This window comes from Nostoc sp. (assembly GCF_036919675.1).
GTDB lineage: Bacteria > Cyanobacteriota > Cyanobacteriia > Cyanobacteriales > Nostocaceae > Nostoc.
Genome location: NZ_JBALCP010000061.1, coordinates 41,613 through 61,689, shown reverse-complemented (window position 1 = coordinate 61,689; position 20,077 = coordinate 41,613). Strand labels below are relative to the sequence as shown.

Genomic DNA, 20,077 nt, shown 5'->3' with positions numbered 1-20,077 from the left:
GAAGCTTTAATTCTTGTCACAGAGATGGCGATCGCTATTTTTCTCACCAAGGGTAGCTAAATAGTTATGTGCTTGTTGGCAACCTTGCATGAGTAATTCATCTAATCCTGTATGCCACAACATGACTTTTCCGTCCTGACCAAGAATAGCCAGTGTGCTGCCATCAGCACTCAAACTTAGGCTTTTAATTGCGTCTGTTTGTAATTCTGTGTCTTTGAAAGTTTTGTTTTCATATACTTTAGAATACGTTTTAAAATTTTGAACTATCTGGTTAGCATCGATATCCCATAACATAACAGTCCCATCTGGTTTACCAATTTTTTGTTGAGTTATAGCCATTAAGTTCCCATCAATATTAAATGCAACCTTATCTGTCATGAAATCTGCGTTTAATTTTGTTAGTTTTTTAGTACTAATATTATTAATAATATTGTCCAATGACAAATCCTTCAAATTTACCTTACCAGATGTAGAACCCCTGGTATCCTCTATATCTGGAGTGGCTGCTACAAATTTACCATTATAAAATGTATACCCCATAAATTTATACCCCTTATTTAGGTATCCTCCTATGCGAATTTCATTAGGTTTGGAATTGTTGGAAAAATCAACCATATAATAAGTTAAATATTTGTCTTTGTCATATTCCACAATTATAAATAATTTCCCGTCAGGGCGAAAAATCATATTCTTTAAATTACCACTAGGTAATTTAAATTTATTAGGAGAAACAAGTTTTCCATAAATATCAAAAATGCTTATCGTGTTGTCTTTGTTAGCACCAGCAAAGTGTTTTCCATCGGGAGTAAAAATAACACTGGTGAAACTACCTTCAGTTCTTGGCAGTGGGGTTAAAGTTTGATGCGACACGTCCCACAAACTAGCAGCACCCTGAGAGTCTGTAAGAGCTATTTGTTGACCATTAGGGCTAACACTGATACTTTCAATTTTTTTGTCTATAGGAAGTGAAGGTAAGCTTGACTGCGATTCTTGCGTATTCCACAAGCGGATAACACCATCTTCTCCAATAGTGATTAATCGTTTACCATCACTGCTAAATTTGACATTTTTAACTGCACCTTCATGAGCCTTCCATTCAGTCAATTTTTGCTCACTATAACTGTTACTATCGTAATAATGCATACTGTTACTGTTGTAAAAACTAATGTCGCCGTTTATTCCTCCAATAGCTAACTGGTTGTTATCGGGATTGGGATTGAAATCGGCGGAGCAGCCTTCGTCGAAATTTTTTGATGGTTTTTGCGTAGAATTAGCGCCAATGTAAGACAAGTCCCAAAAATCGATAGAACAAATCTTGGATACGCCGGGACTTATTATTAGTGGAATGGTAACCATTTTTTTGCTATCAGAGCTTAATATTACATCCTTTAAATTATTATGTGATGACAGATCCGATTGTAGTAATTTTGAATTATTTGCAGTTACACCTAATTCGCGCTTCGATAAGTAGTCCCAAAAATGGATCTTGGAGAGTGAGATATCAGGAATTTTGCTACTGCTATTGTTGTGGTCTTTGAAAACTTCTACTATATGGTAGCCATCACTACTAAATCTCACGTCTTCTACGGTAATGCCTTGAGTCTCTGAATACCCCGGTAATTCTTTTAACCCTTCTCGACTCTGCAAATTCCATAAGTAAACACTGCGTGGCTTCTCCCATGAGTAAGCACCACCACCACGTTGCCTGGAAATAATGAAAGCTAAGCTCTTGCCATCGTGACTAAAACTGACGCTTTCAATTTCAATTGAGTTTGGAACCTTTAGTAAGTCCTTACAATGCTTGCTCTCCAGACCACATAAGTAGATGGTTTTGTTTTGTCCTGCGATAGCCAGTTTGCCATCGGGACTAAAACTGATATTTCTAAAACTGACATTTTTGAAATTGCCTAAAGGTAATTCTGTAACCTGTCGGCTTTCTGAGTCCCATAAGCTAATAATATTATTCTCATCACCGTCATTTGTTTTAACAGTAGTGCTAACAGCGATCCATACCTTGTCATCTTGACCTAAAAATATACCGCGTATCTCACCTTGAGGTCCTTGCCAATGATTGAGTTCTTTAACTTGATAAACCGCCTTTTGCAAGGTTATTAAGACTTGATTTTGCCACTGCTGGTCTGGCTGGAATGGTCCACGCAGAAACCAGGACTTTAAGGACTTTACCTACAAGTGCTTCGATTAATGCCGCAGCAAAAGGGGAATGGGTGCCATCTGAGCCGCGTTCTGAGTTAAGTGCAAAGGCATCTAAGGCTTTTTGGTCAGAAGCTGCGCTAGTTATCACCTGCCAAGCTGGGTCACTAATAAAACGGTCATAACGCTCTTTGTGGATGACTTCTGGCGCAGTTAATAAATCTCTGTTGCTTGACCAGCGAAAGGCTCCAGCAAAACAGCAGTCGAGGATTCCCAAAAAATGACGGCACGGTAATTTACTCAGGGATTCCTGCAACTTAGTCATTGGTAGATAGGTTTGAACATCTCCCAATTTGGCATCTTGGGGAATCAGATAACCTTCTGGACCATCATCGCCATTCAGGGCTATCCCATGACCGGCAAAGTAAAATAGCAAGCGGTCATTTTCACTTACTTGTTCTGGTAGTATTTTTTCTAAAAATTCATTTAAGTTATTGAGAGTAGCTACTTCATCCAAACACTCCTGTACTTTATATTCATGCTTTTGTTGCAGTATTTCAATTAGCTTTTTGGCATCATTAACAGCATTGTGTAGAGAGGAAATACCGTTTGTGTAATTATTAATGCCAATGATAAATGCCATGTTTCTAGAAAATTCAGCCATAAAAACAGTTCCTTTGTTGGTTGTTTGTTCTACTTGTTTGAATCTGATATATTCATCAAACAGCACTGCATACTGACTTCCCGTCTGGAGATTACTGACTTGTGACTGACTTTTATAAATACTTTAGTTATCAAAGAAGTTGTGTTAAAAGTGCTTGGCTGTGACTTTAGGTATTTATTGATCCCCCCTTCCCCCCTTAAAAAAAGGAGAATATATCTTCAAAGTCCCCTTTTTTAAGAGGAATTTAGGGGGATTTAAAAGTATTCGATACATCATCAAATACTTTTAAAACATCCTCTAATAACAAAGCAAGTTTAGCTTGATGTACAAATGTCAACTACCTCTAGGAATAATTCAAAAACACAGATCAGGGTTTGAAAATTAGCATTATGGTTTGGGGCGCACTGTAGTAATGTTGATTTGACTGGTAATCCAGTCATCATACAATTCCTCTTCTTCTGGTGCAGCTCTCAGGTCGCGGGATTGCACACGCTTCATCAAACGGTTTAGGGTTCCCCGCCCTCGACCTGGTTCTCTTTCTGGGAAGAAAGGTAAGTCCAGTTCATTTTGTCTCAACAAGGTAGCATCAAACTCAGCCGTACTAACAATTAGTTTGAGAATATCTTGGCTCTGAGTTATTCCCTGTTTCCAAAGTTTTTCTGGCACTGTCGGATAGATATTTTCACCTCCCAAAGCCCAAGCTGACTCCCCTGGTTTGAGCCAAACACCTCCGGTTTCTAATAATTCCGGACTAACTGCATAGCTGTCTGTCAAATCTAGCAGGGCGCAAAATAGTTCTTGATTGCTAGTATTGTTGAGTTTGACTTTAAAAGTCGGACTTTTCCACAAACCATTTTGCTGTTGATACTGCAAGCTAATAGTCGCATCTTTAACTTCTTGCCCCTCCTGATAAATTACCATTTGCACCGCCGAGGCTGGAATGCTACTGGTAGGAGGGCTGGAGAGTTCAGCAATATTTGTCCAACGGGTAATATGCTCCAATCGCTCAATCGCTTGCAAGGCATTTTTTTCTGTATAACCCGGAATTTGAGCAACTATTGGACGGTCATCGGCGGGGCGAGTAATTAAATATTGCCCATTCCGAGCCAGTAATTTAAATTCAGCATTTTCGGTCTTTGCAACTTCCTGAAGGTACAGTGAGGGCTGATTTCCGGTTCCAATGGTCAGTAGTGCGGCGCGGGCTAATTTTACTCCTGCTTCTTCACCAGTAATCAAAACACCTTTAGGCGGTAGAGGTAGACTAGTGACAACTGCTTTAAAAGTCATCTCTGATTCTAAAGTTTCAATACCACTAATCTTAACTAGACTCATTTGGGGCATAACTGTAATGACTTTAGCTTCACCTATGGCTGTTGACAATTCCTGCATCCTTTCGGGGGAACTATCAAAGGGGAATAATGCAAGTTCGGTTGTTTCATCCCCTGAAGGTTGGGGAATTCCATGAACCGCACCCCCATCAATTACCCACTCATGGTCTTTATGATAAGTGACAGTCAGGTAGGGTTTACGTCCAGCGATCGCTCCTCCCAAAAACGGTTGTTCTAAATCATCTAGTACTGTTGCTTCTAATTGGGGGGATTGATTTGCAATTTTACTGCGAATTAAAGCATCAGTGCGTTTGAATAAATCTCTATAAGTTAAACTGCCATTAGCTTTTTTCAAGGTATCGAGTAAGAAATAAGAAAATGCTCCCCGACTTTGCCCACTGACGTTATATTCTTTCGCTGTTTGGCGATCGCGGCAAGCTGCTAGAAAAATATGTTTTCCGTGTGGGAAAGTCCAGCCAGTGGTATTTTTTGTCAGACTACGCTCAGTCAATAGTTGCTCGGCATCTTTATTGGAAAAGATAAAGCTTTCTAAGGGGCGTTTTCTTCTATCAATAGGAGCTTTGCGCTCTGCGGTGTCCGCTTCGATATCACCACGGGTGCCAGAGCTGGAGTGGCAACAGTCCATAATGATCGTAATCTGAGGGTTTTTCTCGGCTATCTCTGCAATCAGCTTTGCCAATTCCTTATCTGCCAAGTCCCAACCCCCCGGACTCCGGCTATCGTAACAAACGAGGGTTTCATTCAGTCGGTCTGGTTCTATAGTCCAAAACTCCTCTGGGGCTTCCTCTTGAGAACCATGACCAGCATAGTAGAAAAATACTATATCTTCACTTCCAGCAAGGCACAGGTGTTGACGAAAACCATCAATGACTGCCTGTCGGGTAGCATCTTTGTTCAATAATGTACGTAGATGTAATTGGTATCCATCAGTATCAACCCGCCCTTCTAAGTATTCTTTAATTGCAGTTATATCATTTATACAGCCCTGCAATGGAGAAACATTTAGATATTCATCAATACCAACTAGTAATGCGTAGATATTCAGATTCATATAGATAGCAACCCTAATTTTTGACCAAATAATTACTAGACCTCTTGCAAAATTATTTTGTGGTATGATTGGCGGTTTTATTAAAAATGCACATCTAAATTAATACAGAGAACTTTTATTACCTCATTGGTATGTTTGATTCAAATGGAGCGCAAATTTTAAAGCTTACTATTGTACCATGAATTATTTTTGCAAGAGGTCTATTATCTATGCTATTGATTAGAACGCAACTTACTTTCCAAATAATTAATATTCTTTTGTGTACGGCTCAAATATGATTGTATTTGCTTTTTATCTTCAGGTTTTGCCTTCTTAAGTTCTATTTTGTAAAGTTCTTTGGCTTTTGTGTAAGCTTCGAGTGCTCGTGTAAGTTCGTTTGCGTCTTCTTTTCTTAACGTAGCTAATGTCAAACCCATAGCAAAGTAACCATTTGCACGAGTTTTATTGTCATTGGGCTTGATATTAATAGCCGTATTGTAATCATCAATAGCCTTATCAAGCTTACCGAGAGCGGCATAAGCGATACCTCTACTAATGTAAACATCTGTTTTTTGGCTATCTAACTCTATAGCTTTGTTATAATCTTGTATTGCTAGATTTTGATCGTTTTGATGATCTCTAGTTGAGTAAGTAATCCCTCGGTTTACATAAGCTTCAATAGGTTTAGGCGTTTTAGAATAATTGTTAATGACAGTGTTGTAATCGTTAATAATACTATTTATGTAATTTGGGTCTTGACTGTTTTTTGATCTGAATTTGTTAATACCTCTATTGGTATAATCCTCTGCACTCTTGGGCTGTTTATTAATCTGATCTGGGCTAATTTTTTCTTCTCCCCTATGGTAATATTCCTTTGCAATTATTCGCAATAATTCCTTACCTTTGGTATCGCTACTATTTATTATGGTTGGCTGTATTGAGGGACTTTCTGCCTTATCTACAGATTTAATCTTATCTATGCCGTCGCATAGATGGCGATCGCTCTCAGCAACATTGGGATTATTCTTTAGATATTCCTGTACTAAGCCGCAAGCTTGATCAAGTAGTTGTTCTTCATTAATTTGCCACTGGCTAACCTTACTATCTTCTTGTCCAAGTGTTATTAACTCGTTGGCGCTAAATTCAAAGGCTTCGACTCCAAACTTCTGATCTAATTTTTGTCCATAGAGGGGGTTGAATTTGTCGCCCGAAACATCCCACACCATTAACTGACTATCATTCTTCACTCCTGCTAATAGCTTGCCATCAGGACTAAAGATGATGTGATTAATCTCATCTTCTTGTATTAAGTCAAGTGGATCCCCTGAAACATCCCAGAGCCTGAGAGTTTTTTTCTCTCCTCCAACAGTTACTAATCTTTTCCCATCCGGGCTAAACGCGATATTGTTAATTTCGCCTTGCTGCGTTTGGAATTGATTAATTATTTTGCCTTGCTTGTTCTTGTCGTCTGACGATACATCCCACAGCTTAATTCGACCTATTGATCTTTCCGCCGTTGCCAATTTCTTGCCATCAAAACTTAACGCAACACTCGTAATTTCTACTTTCTTTTGGAACTTTTCTAGTTCCGTATCTGCAAGAATTCTTTGTTGGAACTTGTTGTCTTGAAAATCCCACAGCTTGACTGTCTCTGATTTTTTGTTTGACTTGTTTACATTTATCTCTCCAAAAGTAGCTAGAACTTTACCATCTTCAGTCCAAGTAATCGGTGGCTGCTGCTTTGTAATATTCTTCTTGATTAACACAAACTGCTCACCTTCGCTATCCCATAATTTGACATTAGAATCTTTCTCAATAGTCAGCAAACGGTTACTGTTAGGCATAAAAGAAATATATGTATAGTTCTTTCCTTGGGCTAACTTTGTTTCTGAAATATTTTTTTGTGTAAAGTAATCCTGTTCTCCCCTTTCCCACATCAAAAGCTGCTTATTGTTCAGCGTTGCCATTAGCTTACCATCAGAACTAATGGCTAAATGGTCAGGCTTGTATCTTTCTACAAGCAATTGTGTGGGCTTATTACCAAAGATATTCCACAATCGAACAGTACCATCTTCTCCACCAGTCAGAAGATCGTTGCTATTCTTGGGATTGAATACAATACTTTTAATGTTCTTCTGGTGAGTATCGAATTCGAGAAACGGTTTGTCTAAATTATTAAATTCCCATAGTTTGACCTTACCATCCTTGCCAGCCGTAGCAAAGAATGAGTCATTTGGACTGAACGCCACACTATTTGCTTGAGTTTTAACCTTTTGCGGCGAAGCCGACTGTCTGTTCCGAAATTGGACATTAAAATTCTGTTGAGTTTTAACCTTTTGCGGCGAAGCCGACTGTTTGTTCCGAAATTGGACATTAAAATTCTGTTCGGAGTCAATGGAAAGTAACTTATTGAACCTGGAATCAAACACCACGTCCTTGATTTTACCCAAATCTGTTTTTTTTACTTGTTTGAATTCAGGTCGCCCTGTAATAACGTGTTGGGTGTTCGGCTTCTCAAACGACAGATACCCAAGATCACCGCTTTCTCCAAACACTGCAAGCCGTGTGCTGTCAAGGGAAAATATAATTCGTTGAATAGCCTGATTTTTAAAACTCATCTGCACAGATGAGCCTTTTCCTGGAACGCCTTCGTTGACATTCCATTGCGTATGCACCTCATTCAGAAATTCACCCGAAGTGTTCCAAAGTGTGATATATCCATTTTTGGTTCCCACTGCAAATTCCTTGCCACTCGGACTGAATGCCAGGCTGATAGCATTTCCATATTTATCAGTTGGGATCGAGAACTGAAGTAACTGCTTACTTGATTTCAGGTTCCACAATCGAATTGTATTTTCCCCAGCAATGACCGCCACATTCTCACCATCAGGACTGTAAGCCATATTTCCTGCGATCGCATCGTTGACATACGTATCCTGGGGTTGAATTAGATTGTCGATCTTACCTGAATTATTCAATAGTGTAACCGCATTATCTTCGCCAAATATTGCAAGTTTGTCATTAGCGTCAAATGCCATGCCATAGATATTTTTTGGCGGCGTTTGAAATACTTGTTGTTGCCCTGTCAAAAGCGGGATCAACTTTTTAATATTACCTTGTCCTTCTATTTTCCAAAATTTAACTGTGTTATCTTCTCCACCTGTTGCGAGATTGCCATCTTTATTAAACGCAATGCTGTGAACATTTGTTTGATGTGTATTAATCGTCTTGATTAGAGTCAATTTATCGTTAGCAGTCTTCCATAATGTAATTTTATTATGGTCATCAACCGTGACAATTTGATTTGGTTGTTCTTTATTGTTGGTTGGTCGGAATGCTACACCAGAGCTACTTTGTTTTTCATTAGTTTCTGACTTTAATATAAGCTTGGCTTGAAGCTTTGCTTGCTTGTCTTTTGATATTTGAAGCTCCCAAATCTGCACTTTATACTTAACATCCGTACTATTCTTAATAAGATTAACCGTAGCCATCTGTACTTTGTAATCACCACTACCTTCGGTTTCTTGTTTATTGCTAGGTGGAAATGATATATTCCTCACATCATAATTCTGCAATTTGTTTTCTATATTTAATGGGTTAGATGTTTCGATTACTCCATCTTCCCCTACTTTCCAGAGCTTGATTATATTACCACCTCCAGTTGCAAGCCAATTTCCATCTGGCGTGAATGCCAAAGTAGAAACATTGGGGCCTGCCGGAAATGTTTCCATTTGTTTTCCGGCACTGTTGAACAGCCGAATAGTGCCACGATTTGCCGCGATCGCCAGTAAATCTTTTTTGGGATGAAACGCTACACTATTAATTACTGCTCGATCTAATTGAAGTCGATTACGCTCCTTTGTCGCATAAATCGCTTTATACAATGTTCCTCGAACTTGTGTTTGTTCTAATTCTGTTCCCCACTTTACCCACTTTAAATACGAGTTGCCAATAAGCGGTATACTAATCAAACCATTATCAAACGTCTTTCTTGCTCGTAAAATATCGGTGAGTGCTTCTAAGTCACGATTTGCTTGTAAGTTTGCTTCTGCGGATTGTCGAGATGTCCGAACTTGCTCAACCAGTGTGTTTCGGTGTTCATTAAAAACCCGAGCTGTTAGTAGCAATAAGATGCCTACAAAAATCCAAAGTCCAATAATCATCCCTGCCTGACTCTTCTCCCGCTTAATCAGGCTTTGCAGTACAAAGTCTGCCTCCGTTTTGTTCAACCAACTGTCTTTATGAGTCCGCAATTTGCCTAATTGCTGACCCAACACTTCTAGCCGAGACTCTTTATCCCAAAGGCGATCGCTTGATTTTATATGTTGTGTATTATTAGAATCAGTTTGTGGAGGCGCTTTTTCTTCTACAGTAGTATTACTCTCATTGGAGGGCAAATTCTCTGAGGCTGTCTCGGCTGCTTTCTGAGCAAACTTGATATCATCGCTAGAAGAATGACCATGTTTTGACGCAGCAAAGCTCTTTTTTGGCTTTGCATTCTTTTTCTCTTGGTTATTTAAGCGCTTCAACTCGCATCTAACCCAAAGTTGCTCGACAGTGCAATCGAAACCTTTTCCTAAAGCGTTAAAAATGTGCTGATGCCAATTGGAAGGATTTTCGTTGTTTTTTAGTTTTTGCCAGTCATTAATATCTGGAATGACGCGCTCGCGTAGAATAATATTTTCATTTTCTTGTTTAATCCACTCTCTTAACCGTTCCCAATTGGTAATCAGTGCATCATGAGCAGGTTCAACATATTCTTTTTTTTCAGTTTCTTGAGTAATTTGACCGTTCTCAACTTTCTCGCTCACGACTTCAGTATTCCCTTGAACCAAGAGTCGGGCTTGGTCAAACAGCTGAATAACTAGATCAAGCTGCTCAGATTTTATCAGATTGTAACGCTCATCATACTTTAGTTCCGTTTTGAGGACTCGTCTGCGGGCTACCTGACCGTCATCCAAACTTACCATCCGCAGCATCACCCATTTGAGCATTTCCTGTCGGGCTTCCGCGATCTTAACTTCTTCTGGAACACCTTTTCCCTGCTGATCTTTGACAACCTTAAGAAGACTCTTGTCATTCTCTTCTACTTTATTGAGTTTGTATTGCAGATTGTTAAACTCTTCGTCAGCTCTTCGAGTCACCGAACCAAGCACGCCATTATCACCGAGGTTTTTATAGTCATCCCAAGTTATTTCCCGCTTAATCGTTTTATTCGATTTCACATACCGTTGAGCAAAGTTACGATACATGGTGTACAGCGCAAATGACAGCAGTGCTAATGCTCCTGGCATTCCTGCAACTTGATCAACTAGGTGTTCCACCAGACGAGGTTGAATCTTTCCTTCGGGATCTTGTTCTGATGTAAAGAAAACAGCTTTTTCCTTCGCAGGTTTTTCAATTGCTTCTTTCAACTCATGGCGCTCCATAGCTGGTACAATGAATCGTGACCAATTGAGCGTAAATTCAGGATTACCCAATGAGTTTGATTGAGATTTTTTAGTTTTAGATTGGTTGTAGTTCTTCGCAGCTTCAAATTTACCTCGCACTGTAGCTTCAAAGTCCGCTCTTAAGGTGAGAACAATATAGAGGTTTTTTGAATTGCTTTTCGATTGCTCAATCAGTGTGCTCCAAAAAGCCTTTTTCTGTTTCTCATCAGCACATTGCGTTTCAATTTCCTCCAATTGATCGATGATCAGTAAACGTTTTGTCTCATTAGGCAACTTATTTAGTTCTTCTAATTTTTTTTGCAAAAGATCGGCAGGCGATTGACCAGGACGCATCTGGTCGACGTTATTTTCTGCATTAAACTCTTCGTTATTTTCTGCATTAGACTCTTTTTGAAATTTGGGTATGAGTCCTGCTTTAACAAGACTTGATTTGCCTACACCCGATGTACCGACAACAACAGTTAACGGATGCTTGCATACATGATGAAATAATTCCTCTGTAACTTTGTTTCTACCGAAGAAGCAATTTTTATCTTCTTCTCTAAAGGATTCTAAGCCTCGGTAGGGGTTGTTTTCATGATCAGCAGTGACATCCGGATCTTCGGGCAATTGTTTTTTAACTGCTTCAATGTCATTGAGAAGAAAGACAAATTCTCCTCCTCCATGCTTGCCAGGAACTTTGAATCGTTGGGGAGTTTGGCGGTTTTCTGTTTGACTTGTTGTATTAGTGACTTCGCCGAGATACGCCTCAAGTTCGACAGTCGTAATAATTTTATCTCCACCATGCTCCGGATATATATCAGCTTTACCATCAACTAAAGCATCATGTAGACACCTAACAAATGGAGAGTTTGATGTTTTGCCTAAACCACGAGTTTTCTTTGTTAGCTGTTGCTCTGGATTGAGTTCGATAGGCTCCCCGTCGTTTGCTGTTTCATTTTCGTCAGAGGACGTTAGGATAAACCAAGCATTTTTGTCGATGTAGTTATCTAAAACAGTTGGATAAACTTGATCTAGTAAAGCCTCTCGTGTTTTATCGAGTGACCACTGAATTGAACCCGCATAACAGCAGTCCAGGATAATTAAACAATGGCGGCATGAGATTTCGCTCAACCAATCAAGTAAATTATCCATAGATAGATAATTCTTGCGACCCTCCATCTCGGCATCATAGGGAATGAGATAGCCGCGAGGTTTGTTTTTGGTTTTTGGCAGGGACTCATCCTTCGCTTCCTGACTATGCAGCGCAATTCCGTGTCCTGCATAGTAAAATATCAGGCGATCGTTCAGCTTAACTTCAGTTGTTAATGTTTTCAACTGCTGATGAATTGCGTTGAAGGTTGCTTCCTGATCCAGTAGCTTGTATCTCTTGATACTTTCTCCAGAAAGTAAACACTTCTCGTCAAAGAGGTCGTAAATTTTTATAGCATCGTTGACCGCGTTTTCAAGTGTGTCAATTGGCTGTTTGTAGCGATTAATCCCGATCGCTAGGACATGAGTTGTATCAAACCATTTTGTGGTTTGAGTTTCATGGTTTGGGTTAGATGGAGGTGAAACTTGAGCAGATTCTGGGGTTGGAGAAGGAGGCGTTTGAGATATCATAGTCTGGACGGAACTATTTCTATTTGTGGAAGCACTTGAATGATGAGTTTGTTCTGTTGGTGCATTCTAAGAAGTTGTCCCGGTCGGCTGTATGCCGATGTTACCAGAGGATACTGGGGAAAAAGGCGGACTGTTAGGCGGTAAGGGTTCGGGCGGATAGCCAAAGGCTCGACCAATTACACTTGCGATCGCTTGTAGTCCTGCCGCTTGTCGGAAGTAGGAAAGATGATCGCAAGCAATCGGCGCGGGAGTGTAAACAGCAGGCGATCGATCCTTTGGCACATCAATAATGCTACTAACAGCGACAGCAATATCATTTTCTTGATCTCCAAAGGGTAGTGCGATCGCTCGACGCATATTGTTTCTCAGCGCATCTAACAACTGTTTCACCTCAGAGGTTTGCTTCATTAAGGCGGTGCTTCCTGCAATGATGCTGTAGGGACACTTGGGATCGGCGATCGCTTTTAGTTCGTGTATAAATGAAGATTTGGTGGTGTGCATTTCCCGCGGTGTTACGCTCATCGCCTCAAGCAATTTCTCTAACAGCGAGGGTACAAGCGGCACAGAAGAGAGATTTAAACCAAAAGATAGCAAGGTAGTTGCTAAGTCATGCACCGTTGCCCACGGAGAACCGCCATTAGGAGTGCCAACCATAATTAAATGACTGACCACTTGATTGCCGTTCCCCTGCTCAATGAAACTTCGGGCTACCAAGCCGCCCATTGAGTGCGCCAAAATATGCAGTATCTTACCGTGGCTTGCTTCAAGCCCGACCTCCGCTAGTTGCTGTTTGAGTTCCCTAGCAGTGTCTTCGATGGATGTATTCAAACTTTCGTAGTCAAACGCCAACACCAGGTCATACAATTCCTCTAAGGATTTGTTCTGCCCATTCGCAGTCACTTTGACATAGCGCACGCTCGGAATCATACTCTCTGTGTCGCCAATGATACCATGAACGTAAAGAACAATACTTTTGGCTTTGGCAACGGCTGCTTTAACAGTGTCCACATCTCCTTTTTTGGTGTAGCTAACCGTACCGTCCCCATTCACAGTTGCTTTTCTTAGCCAAGCATAGGAGGACTTTTGACCTAGATTATCCAACACAACCTTGCGAAAACAGATATGGATGGCTTGACGAATTTCACGTTCTTTAGTGTAGGACTGCTGAGGCTCGCAGAGGTGTTCAATCTTAATCTCAGTTTTACCGTTTTTCGTCTGCCCAATTCCCAATGGAAAGTAAAACTGACCATCATAAGCTACAGCAAGAACCCGTTCATTCGGCTGTAAGGGGCAATCAACTGATATCACCATTGGTGAATCTAGTTTTACGGCATTGAGTGTCGATGGATTTACCTCCAACTCCAGCACACTCGTGTCTTCACCTAAACTGCGGGTTCTCGAAAACTGAAACGCTTCCGTATTATCCAGAAGGGCAGGCAACGCGCTGCTCATACTTCGGGTTGTCGATAAAAGCGTTTTGAGACTGGCAGTTGCTTGTAAGCCCGGCGGTGTCGTAACCCGAACACCAGCAGAGAGAACGTTTTCAGTTTGCGGAGTCAATTCCACACTATCTTTCGCTCGAAGTGTTGTCAGAGTAATCTGCTTTGTCATCCAGTCACTAACTGGGGGATCAGTGAGCATTTCGCGAGATTTTTGATCCGCACGTAACAAACTATTCTGCTCAAACTGCGAAAGATTTGTAAAGGCTTCCGTACTTATGATTAGTTTGAAAACGTCCTGATATTCTGTAAAGCCTTGGTTTATTACTTCCTGTGGCATCCCGAATGGGATATCGTTAATGGAATTGGCTCCTGAACGCGCTTGTGCCTGATACACTTGTTCTGGATTAAGGCAAATCCATGTCCCGTCACCACCTTCAGGAAAGACCTTGAGAATGCTTACTGCATAGCTGTCAGAAATGTCCAGGATGGCACAGTAAAGCGGTTGACTTAGTTTTTTGCGAGTGTTTTTGAGCTTCAGCTGAATCTTTGGCGTTTGGTTGCCTACATATTCTAGCCGCAGATCGGAATTGGTATAAACTTTGTTGTTATAAGTAATTTCAATATCAATCGCATCATTAGGGATGCTCGAATTGGGGTTCTGTAGTAGCCGTGTTTTTGTCCACCGGGCAATGTGTTCCACCTGCTTTACGGCTTTATTTACGTCATATTTGCCATTTCCTTCAATGGCAACCACTAGCAAGCGATCATCAGCATCCGTAATTTCAAACTGCTGTTCCCGTGCGTAGAGGCGATACTGGTGGGATTTGCTGCGATTGCGTTCTATTCCTACAACGAGAGAATTTACCAGCTTTTCTTCTACTTGCGCTAGTGCTTCTGTATCACCTTCAAAGTAAAAGCGCACAGTGGGCAAAGGTCGCTTAGTTAAAACGGCTTTGTAAGCAGAATCTTTTGAAAGCTCAGGCTCAGAGATGAACTTAACGACACTTTCTTCTATCCGAACATCTGTAATTCTCACGTCACCCAGTTTTCGGAACTTGCCTTTGATTTCATCAAAAGTGCAATTCTCTGGATAAACAGCCAGTTCACTGTCTACTTGCAAAAATTGAGTTTCGCCGCCAGTAACTATCCATTCTGCGGATTGTTGATCTGGTATTTCTTGGCGATAAATCAGATTGAAGTATGGCTCTCGTGGTTTAATCACTTCTGCATCACCCAAAAAAGCCATCCTGTTCAAGTCTTGAGAACTCATGGCAATAGGTTCAAGCTGAGGCGTTTGATCCCGTCTGCGACTATGAACCTGACCTTTAACTTCATTGAGCAAGTCAGGATAAGACAGCGCGGCGTTGAGACTATTCAACTCCTTGATGAGAAAGTAAGAGAACAGTCCCCGACCTTTCCCATGTTCATCATTAATTTCTTTCGCTGTCTCTGTATGAAGGCAAGCAGACATGAAGACATGTGGCCCTTCAGGAAATATCCCCTGTTTCAGGTTGTGGGCGATCGCGGGATCAGAAGCAAAACAAAACTGATTATATGCTCTTGGCGGACGACTATCTGTGGGCAGCCGACGAACTCTCTCCTTGCGGTCTGTGTCTCTAGTGCCAGAACTCGAATGACAACAATCGTACACAACAAGAATGTGCGGTTGATTTTTCGCTACTTTGGCAATTAGATATCTCAATTCCTTATCTGCTAAATCTCGGATTTCATTGCCATTTTCGTCTACAGTTCGGCTGTCATAGCATACAATTGTCTCCAGCTTTTTTTTATCTGGTTCCTTGTCATACTCCAAGACATAGAATTCCGGTGCCGCTAGTTCTTGTGAGCCATGACCGCAGAAGTAGAACAGTACTACATCATTTTTACCTGCTTGGCAAAGGTGATTTTCAAACTTATTAATTACAGCTTGTCGAGTTGCCTGCTCATTAATAAGCTTTTCAATATGAGGTTGATACTTTAGGCGACTATTTAAAAATCTTTTGACCGCTTCAATATCACTTACACATCCATTTAGTGTATTTCCAGGATTTAAATATTCATCGATACCAACAAGAAGTGCGTAAATATTATAAGCCATAAATTTATTCCCAAATTCCAAGTCAGTTTTGTACCGTTAACCCATCAATGGTCGGGTTAGAGTCTGAAAGTCTGAAAGTCTGAAAGCCTGAAAGCCTGAAAGCCTGAAAGCCTGATCGTAAACTGTGAAAAGTCATTAATTCATCCAACAAAAATCAAATGTTTCGTCTAATCAGTCGGGTCTTAAATGCTATTCCTGTTCAGGAGCTTTTTTTTGACCTCCAATGGTTAACTAGTTTTTGTCCGTTAAAAGAATATTGGCACGGGTAATAGTTCGAGCTTTGTGCTTACCTGTTTTAGTTCCCGATTATAATTGCGATCGCTCTGCTAAGTTTAAATCCACGATATATTTTTTTCCCATGATGCTACTTTGATTTCTTTATATTCGGTAGCTTATTAGCTTCGGCTATTACTAGGCAAAGTTTGCTTGGCAGACCACTAGACAAGTCTAACTACCGATTGTTATCCAGTTATTTCGGGAAATATCACATCAAAATTTTAATAGCTGCAACTAAAGCTTCTAAGCCAACTGTAGTAGGTTCATTCAGGAAGTAACTCAGGTGATCGCAAGGTACTTCTTGAATGTTGGGAGGATGCGATCGCCCTTTGGGAATACTCATGATACTATCCACTTTGACGGCTATATCATTCGGCGTGCCAAAAAAGGGCAATTCTACAACTTTCTTAAATAAACGTTGTTGTAGCCGTTCTATGATCGATACTCTCTCTGCTTCTTGTTCTAATGCTGCGGGAATAATAGAGGTATTACCAGCGATAATTGAGTAGGGAATGCCAGGGTCATCACTCTCAGCCAGAGATTTGATCAACTCAGAAGTTGGGTTCATTTGGGCTAGGGCTACCCGAATATTTTTTTCTAATGTACCCATCAATATAGCCACCACTTTTGCTGGCCAAACAACTGTAGAAAGACCGTTGAGTGCAATACCCAGAGTCAATTTTACCCAATCTTCCACCACAGCCCAAGGAGAACCGGCATTTGGTGTACCCAACATAATCAGGTGTTGGACAACTTTATTACCTCCTTCTCGCTCAATAAACCAGCGAGATACCAAACCACCCATTGAATGAGCAATAATGTGTAATTGTTTACCGTGATTTTCTGATAAACCCACATCTTTTAGTCGTCGTTTTAAATGTTGGGCATTCTGCTCAATGTTAGTATTCAGATTTTCGTAATCAAAAGTGAGAACTACATCATAAAGTTCGCTGATGGAAGACTTTTGCCCATCCGGTTGCAAAACAGGTTGTTTGATTGTAGATACTAAACTTTCAGTATCGCCGATAATCCCGTGGATGTAGAGAGCAATTCGTTTTGCTTGCGCTATCTGCTGCTTAAGATAATTCTCATCGTGGTTATAGGTTACTTTCTTGTCCTCTCCCACAGAGGCTACTGCTAAAATAGGATATTCAAATTCCCGTCCCAAACCCTGGCCGATCACTTTTTGAAAAAAGATGCGAATAGAACCTTCCAGGCTACGTTCTCCCTCGCTAACGGGGGCTGGTAATCTTTCTAACTCAATTTCGATTTTGCCATCTCCGGTTGCTTTCCCGCGACCTAAGGGTAAGAAAAATTCCCCATCATAACCCACAGGAAGCAGGTATTCATTGTTTGCTAGTTGTCCATCAACTAATAATTTTAAAGGTGCATCTGGGGTGACAACTTCGTGGTCTTTAACGTTGCTCAGTTCCAGTACACTTAATCCTGGGTCTGTACCGCGACTGGTAGTAAATTGGAAGGGTCGAATAACTTCTGGATTTTCTCGTAAAATCGGGGGGACAATTTTATTACCTAAATCTCGGCTGACTTGTGGTGTAGTTGTAAGGCGAACATTTGCTACTAAGCTGGGATGGGGTTGTAACTTCACCCCTCCCGCTAATTGTTGTTCTTGTTCCTGAGAAACTGGGCTAGAATCTAAAGGACGGACTGTAGTGATTGTGATTTCCTCAGCGTACCAATCATCAAACCTCTTAGCCGCTCCCATTTCGCGTTCGCGATCTTGCGTGCGAGTCATTAAACGCTCAAGACTACTTTGATTTGGGGATTCTATATCTCTAGTTATAGGTCGAGGAGCATCAAGTTTATCCTGATTTAGCAATCTGACATTAAATTCATCCTTGGTCACAATCAATTTAAGAATGTCTTTGTACTCAGTAATTAAGAGTTTCCAATACTCATCAGGGACTTCGAGTTCCACCAATTCTTCTCCATTTATTAGAGCATAAGCTTCTTCTCCTGCTTCCAGCCTAATACTACCTGCTTCAAAAAACGGGGCGCTAATAGCGAAACTATCTGAAAGGTTGACCAAAGCACAGTAAAGTGGCTTTCTAGTTGTATTGGTAAGTTTAAGTTTAAATTCCGGTTTTTGCCATTCACCATCCTTATACTTGTACTGCAAACGTATCTGCTTTGATTGTGATAAATCCTCATCAGCAAAGATGAGTTCCATCCTCACGTTACCAGGTTTAATTTGAGTCGCCGCAGTATTTGCAAGTTGAGCAATTGTTATCCAACGGGCAATATGTTCTAAGCGTTTAATTGCCTTGTCTGCATTGTCTGGAGTGTAATCATCAGTTTGAGCTACTAGGGGTCGGTCATCTGTCGGTTTGGTTACTATATACTGGTTATTGCGACACAACAGGCGAAAATTGGCTTTGCCAACTTCTTGTGACTCGTAGACATAGGCTGAGGGTTTACCATTAAGTCCGGCTGTTTTGAGCTTTTCAAGCGCCAGATTTACACCTGTTTCATCTCCCTCAAAGTAAACCCCTAAAGGCGGTAGTGGTAAACTGGTAACAACTGCTTTAAAAGTGCGATCGCTTTCGCTTTTCAGGTTTTGCACTCCTTCGATATCTATCTTGCTCTTAGTTGGCAATACCTGAGTCACTTTTGCTCTACCCACAGACTTTGAGGGGTCGCGCAAATCATCGATAGTGGTATCAAAGGGAAACAGTGCCAGTAAAGTAGTTTCACTATCTTTGGGTGGTTGCACTCCGTGGACAGCACCACCTTCAATCACCCAGCCAGAGGTTTGATCTTGCTGAACAATAAAGTAGGGTTCAATTTCGGCGATCGCACCATTGAGGAAAAATTTGTTATCATCCTCAATGTGATTTACTTCCAATTGCGGAGACTGATCTGACCTTTCACTGCGAACAATGGCATTTGTACGTCCAAATAAATCCCGATAAGTCAGCTTTCCGTTGGCTTTGGAAAGTGTATCCATCAAAAAATAAGAGAAATAACCCCGACATTTACCAGGATATTCCTTTGCTGTTTCGTAGTCTCGACAAGCTGCTAAAAGAACATGACGACCCGTGGGTATCTTCCAGCCAGTCGGGTGTTTTTCGGGGTCACGGTCACGGAAATCTGATAGTTTCTCTAAATCTTCCAGCTTAAAAATAAAGCTATTCAGTGGACGTTCTCGCTTGTCTGTGTTTAAGCGTCGTTCTTTAGCTTCTTGCATTGGGTCTCTGGTGCCGGAACCAGAGTGGCAACAATCTAGAATAATGGTCAGATGCGGCTTTTTTTCTGCTACTTCCGCAATTAGTAGTGCCAATTCTTTATCTGCCAAATCCCAGCCGTTCTCGGTACGGCTGTCGTAGCATACTAAAGTTTCATCCTGATGGTCTGGTTCTATGTGCCAAAATTCCTTTGGTGCTAATTCCTGGGAACCATGACCACTGTAATAGAACAAAACTACATCGTTTTCTCCAGCTTGACGAAGATGGTTGCGAAAGCCATCAATAACAGCCTCACGGGTTGCTTGTTCATCTTTAAGTGTTTGTAAATACAGTTGGTATTCTTGTTTGTCAAATCGTTCGTTTAGATACTCTTCTATTGCTGTAATATCGTTTACACAGCCTTGGAGGCGATGATTAGGGTTGGGATAGTTGTCGATTCCCACAAGCAAAGCGTATAATTTCCGACTTTCGATTCCTCGCGTTGGAATCACTATCGCAGTTAGAATACTAAAGAGCCTATCAATTCCCTCTGTAATTCTAGCTATACTATTAGCTGCTTCAATTTCGCGGTTTAAGTCGTCTATTCCTTGTTGGAGTGAAGATTCATTTAGTCGTAGGTCTGCTGAAAGTCCTTCTAATATTGTATTTTCTACTTTCCCAATTTCAGCAGCAAGTTTATCTCGTTTATTGATAAAAGCTAATCTTTCTCCTGGTTCAACATCGTTAATATCTATTTGATTAAGTTTCCTGTAGATGTTTCTTAAATCTTCAATTACTGCTTCAGAGTTAGTAGACATAAATTAATTTCT

Annotated in this window: 6 protein-coding genes; all 6 read right to left on the bottom strand. The window is 40.8% G+C overall.

Annotation, left to right across the window (positions count from 1 at the left end; genetic code table 11):
* Nucleotides 1-6 precede the first annotated feature (6 nt).
* On the bottom strand, nucleotides 7-2,106 hold the full coding sequence (locus V7K49_RS12760; protein ID WP_335205818.1) for a WD40 repeat domain-containing protein: 2,100 nt from the start codon (nucleotides 2,104-2,106) through the stop codon (nucleotides 7-9).
* Entirely contained in the window at nucleotides 2,081-2,815 is a 735-nt protein-coding gene (locus V7K49_RS12755; protein WP_335205817.1) for a caspase family protein, read from the bottom strand. Before V7K49_RS12755 ends, V7K49_RS12760 begins: the two co-directional genes overlap by 26 nt.
* A gap of 387 nt (nucleotides 2,816-3,202) precedes the next feature.
* On the bottom strand, nucleotides 3,203-5,215 hold the full coding sequence (locus V7K49_RS12750; RefSeq protein WP_335205816.1) for a caspase family protein: 2,013 nt from the start codon (nucleotides 5,213-5,215) through the stop codon (nucleotides 3,203-3,205).
* A gap of 212 nt (nucleotides 5,216-5,427) precedes the next feature.
* Nucleotides 5,428-12,246: an nSTAND1 domain-containing NTPase gene (locus V7K49_RS12745; protein WP_335205814.1), complete on the bottom strand. Its 6,819-nt coding sequence runs from the start codon at nucleotides 12,244-12,246 to the stop codon at nucleotides 5,428-5,430.
* Nucleotides 12,247-12,312: 66 nt separating this feature from the next.
* Complete coding sequence (locus V7K49_RS12740) at nucleotides 12,313-15,786, bottom strand: caspase family protein (protein ID WP_335205812.1); 3,474 nt, start codon at nucleotides 15,784-15,786, stop codon at nucleotides 12,313-12,315.
* A gap of 484 nt (nucleotides 15,787-16,270) precedes the next feature.
* Complete coding sequence (locus tag V7K49_RS12735; protein ID WP_335205811.1) at nucleotides 16,271-20,065, bottom strand: caspase family protein; 3,795 nt, start codon at nucleotides 20,063-20,065, stop codon at nucleotides 16,271-16,273.
* Between the last annotated feature and the right edge of the window lie 12 nt (nucleotides 20,066-20,077).

Coding starts and splice junctions, on each gene's coding strand:
- V7K49_RS12755 (WP_335205817.1), bottom strand. CDS start 2,815: ATGGCTGAATTTTCTAGAAACATGGCATTTATCATTGGCATTAATAAT.
- V7K49_RS12750 (WP_335205816.1), bottom strand. CDS start 5,215: ATGAATCTGAATATCTACGCATTACTAGTTGGTATTGATGAATATCTA.
- V7K49_RS12745 (WP_335205814.1), bottom strand. CDS start 12,246: ATGATATCTCAAACGCCTCCTTCTCCAACCCCAGAATCTGCTCAAGTT.
- V7K49_RS12740 (WP_335205812.1), bottom strand. CDS start 15,786: ATGGCTTATAATATTTACGCACTTCTTGTTGGTATCGATGAATATTTA.
- V7K49_RS12735 (WP_335205811.1), bottom strand. CDS start 20,065: ATGTCTACTAACTCTGAAGCAGTAATTGAAGATTTAAGAAACATCTAC.